Annotated in this window: 4 protein-coding genes, 1 tRNA gene and 1 pseudogene; 3 read left to right on the forward strand and 3 right to left on the reverse strand. The window is 53.7% G+C overall.

Annotation, left to right across the window (positions count from 1 at the left end):
- A partial coding sequence (gene trxA, locus AC6T8Q_RS13915) for a thioredoxin (protein WP_500679652.1) occupies nucleotides 1–394 on the reverse strand: 394 nt, incomplete at its 3' end.
- Nucleotides 395–612: 218 nt separating this feature from the next.
- On the opposite strand from trxA, the gene AC6T8Q_RS13920 reads away from it, so the two are divergent.
- The 3 genes and pseudogenes from AC6T8Q_RS13920 to AC6T8Q_RS13930 all read left to right on the forward strand — a co-directional run bounded on the left by AC6T8Q_RS13920 (nucleotide 613) and on the right by AC6T8Q_RS13930 (nucleotide 2297).
- Nucleotides 613–687: transfer RNA gene (locus tag AC6T8Q_RS13920), tRNA-Gly, on the forward strand.
- Between the two features lie 179 nt (nucleotides 688–866).
- A pseudogene (locus AC6T8Q_RS13925) lies at nucleotides 867–1028 on the forward strand (DUF6538 domain-containing protein); the annotation flags it as partial.
- Nucleotides 1029–1052: 24 nt separating this feature from the next.
- Nucleotides 1053–2297 (forward strand): site-specific integrase, encoded by a 1245-nt coding sequence (locus AC6T8Q_RS13930; protein WP_500679655.1) that lies wholly within the window; start codon nucleotides 1053–1055, stop codon nucleotides 2295–2297.
- Between the two features lie 118 nt (nucleotides 2298–2415).
- Here the strand turns inward: AC6T8Q_RS13930 and AC6T8Q_RS13935 are convergent, their stop codons facing one another.
- Together AC6T8Q_RS13935 and AC6T8Q_RS13940 are read right to left on the reverse strand one after the other, a co-directional pair.
- Entirely contained in the window at nucleotides 2416–3108 is a 693-nt protein-coding gene (locus AC6T8Q_RS13935) for a hypothetical protein (RefSeq protein ID WP_500679653.1), read from the reverse strand.
- Nucleotides 3109–3144: 36 nt separating this feature from the next.
- Nucleotides 3145–3389, reverse strand: a 245-nt coding sequence (locus tag AC6T8Q_RS13940; RefSeq protein WP_500679654.1) for a recombinase family protein, incomplete at its 5' end; no start/stop codon positions are given.

A 3389-nucleotide genomic window follows, 5' to 3' on the forward strand; every position in this document is an offset into this window, starting at 1 on the left:
CCTCGATCTGCGCGGCGGCATCGGCCTCGACGGGCGCGGCGGGGACACCCGCGAGCAACTTGTCGATAAACGCCTTGAGTTCGCGCTCACCAAGCGCGCCGGCAAAACCGTCGACCGGCTGACCCTTCAAAAATGCATAGACGGTGGGAATCGATTCGATGCGGAACTGGCTGGCGAGCGACTGATTCTTGTCCACGTCGATTTTGACAAGCTGCACGCGCGGCGCATAGCCTGCGATGACGCGTTCGAGCAGCGGTGTCAGCGTCTTGCACGGCCCGCACCATTCGGCCCAGAAATCGACAAGCACCAGCGCGTTCATTGACGCGTCGATGACATCGGTTTTGAACGCCGCAATTGATGCGCGTTCGGACTGGCTGGTAGCAAGGCTCGCCATAACGGGCTCCGGTTCGGGGAAAGTGCAGCGCTGCATATGGGGCCGAACCCCCCGCTTTGCCAAGCCGGTTCGGCAGCGCAGGCTCGACCGGATGCGCCCACAATGCCCCGATCTGCACGAGAAATAACCGCTGCCCGGCGTTTTTGCGCTTGCACAGCCCGCGCGCTCTGCCTATAGCCCGGCCTCCCGAACGGCCAGCACTGCTGCCGTTCCGCCGAGCGGGCGTAGCTCAGGGGTAGAGCACGACCTTGCCAAGGTCGGGGTCGAGGGTTCGAATCCCTTCGCCCGCTCCAGCATTCAACGAACCGTTGAAAAACCGTCGAAAAAACGTCCCCGCAAGGGGTCCCCCGACGATTACCCCCAAATTTCACTACACAACGCGCACTCCGCATTCGCGCCAAGTGTCAGAAAACGCGATATAAAGCGTCGGGATGGCTACTACACAAAGCTACTACACAAATTGCCTCGCGGCGTGTGCCTCCAAGGAAATGTCTTTCACATTCGCCGACGCGTTCCCCACGTTCTCCAGACGGTAATTGGACGGTCGGAACTATGGCGATCACTCCGGACGGATAGCGCCCAGATTGCAATCAGACGATTTCACTTTGTTGCAGCAGAAATCGAATCAGAATTTGAAAACGCTCGAATCGCACTGGGGATGACATTCGATCCCGGCGCCATGAAGCTACTGAACATCTGCAAGTCCGAAAGCGTCATGAAATCCTTGGCCATGGAAGTCGGTGCGCGGTTGCTCGGCGATTCCAATGCCCTCGCCGCGCCGATGATGCCCGCACCTGCGATTAAAACGCTCGGCGAGGTCTATGATCTCTACATGGCCGATCCTCGGCACACATGGTGTCAGCGAACAGCAGTGGCATATCGCACAACGCGAAACTGGATCATGGAATTCTTCGGCGACCACGTTGCCATCGACTCGATCTCGCGCGAACAATGCCGGGCCTTCGTTCAAATGTTGCGAGAAGTTCCGCGTCACGCCGACCGCAAATTCCCCGGTATGACCATTCTTCAAGCTGTAGCAGCCGCGAAGGCGCGGCCGGGGACGGTCATGATCAACGTCGCAAACACCAATGCCTACCTCAACAAATTTTCGGGAATGCTGAACTGGGCCGTCGATGAAGGGTATCTGGCAAAGAGCCCGGCGAGGGGACTTCGCCTTCCTGACCCAATAAGGAGACGAGACAAGCGTCGACCGTTCTCGACCGATCAATTGAGCCGCATCTTCAGTTCACCATTGTACACGGGCTGTGTGGATGACGTTTATGGGTATGCAAAGGTTGGCGACGCGCGTCCACGACGCGCACGCTTCTGGATTCCATTGATCGCATTGTTCTCAGGTCTACGCATGAACGAGATTTGCCAGCTCGATGTTGAAGACGTCCGTGAATTGGACGGTGTGCCTTGCATAGTCGTCATTGCGGGAGCTGCCGGTGACCACGGCGATAAGCGTGTGAAGACCAATGCCAGTGAGCGAGCGGTCCCAGTCCACGAAGAGCTCGTTCGGGTCGGCCTTCTTCGATTCGTCGCTGAGCAAAAACGGGCAGGACATCGAAAGCTCTTTCATGAACTATCAGTCGGACCACACGGCTATCGCAGTACGAATTTTTCGAAGTGGTTCTCCAGATTTCTAGTGAAGATTGGCGCACAAGCGCCGTTGACCTGCTTCCACAGTTTCCGGCACTGCTTCCGGGATGCATTGAGGGAAAGTCGTGCTGACCGCGAAATTTCGCTTGCTCTCGGGGGTTGGACCTCTGGTGCAATAGGATCGGGAATTGATGGAATCTATGGCGATGGATTTCGACCATCGATGTTGGCAGAAGCCATTCACCGGATAAGTTATCCAACTCTGAAGTTAAACCATCTCTTATCCTCTCAGTCCTTGTGACGCTGTAGATATGGAACATGAATAAATTCACATTAATTGTGAGCTATTACTGAAACGATTATATTCGATCGAAAATCTTTAAGATCAATCAAAAAATGTAAAAATAACTATGGCATTATCAATTGCTTCTGAGTAAGCATTCTTCGTGGGACAAGTCTGCAGTACCTCCCAAAACCCAAACGTTCAGGTCCTGACTGAATAGTAGAACCGCTTCTTGATTTCCCGTATACCCTCCGAATCTGTTCTTAGAGTTGACGGTGAAGCATGCCCGATTTTCGACAACGTCGGATCGGCCATATATGGGCGATGTTGGATCAATAAGACTGTCCTTAATCAGTACTATCATGGCCTTCCGCTCTGTTGGCGTGGCCGAGCGCGGCATAGGACGGACCTTGATTGTCATTAGCGAAGGTGTTTCATGCAAAACGAATCCCAAATTCATCGCACTCTGCTTCATCGAGCTTTGAGGAATTCCGGCTCTGATTAATGCGGCTTGCGATCGGTTTAATGAATCAAAAGCGCGCCATTCGACTTTAAGTCCTTCGCGCAATTTTCTATCAAGGACATGTTTCGAAAGAATTAGGGAAATAACACTTTTGTTTAAGCCGTCAATTCTGTCTCCAGAATTCAGGAGGTCTGTCGATTCGTTGCTATATTTTGTCGCCAGCGATATCAGTCGATTGTCGTCATCAGTTGGTACCCCGTTTAAGATATCATGCCACTCTGCAATCGTGATCGACGTTTGCTCCTGTCCTGAAAGCGATGCTGATACAATCAGCGCAATCAGCACGAGCACAAATCTGCCGCCCATGAATTTCCCCCAAAGATTTTAGAAAAGTGCTGCGATTCAAAAACACTGCTGCTGACCTGACTTTGCCCAAAACCTTCGGCCCTTGAAAGCCGAATCGGGTGCAGCAGCATAGGGAACCCGTCGGCCAACGACAGTGGCGCTAACCTCGGCCATCATATCGGTCCCGTCGAACACGATTTTCGGATCGTGGATTCGAAGGATGGCGCCGCGTTCAACGACACGCTTTCCGATCGTCAGAAGATCACCGGTATCGCGGGCCAACCGGTCAGGATGCAGTGCCA

It is taken from the genome of Bythopirellula sp. (genome assembly GCF_041737835.1).
Taxonomy (GTDB): domain Bacteria; phylum Planctomycetota; class Planctomycetia; order Pirellulales; family Lacipirellulaceae; genus Bythopirellula.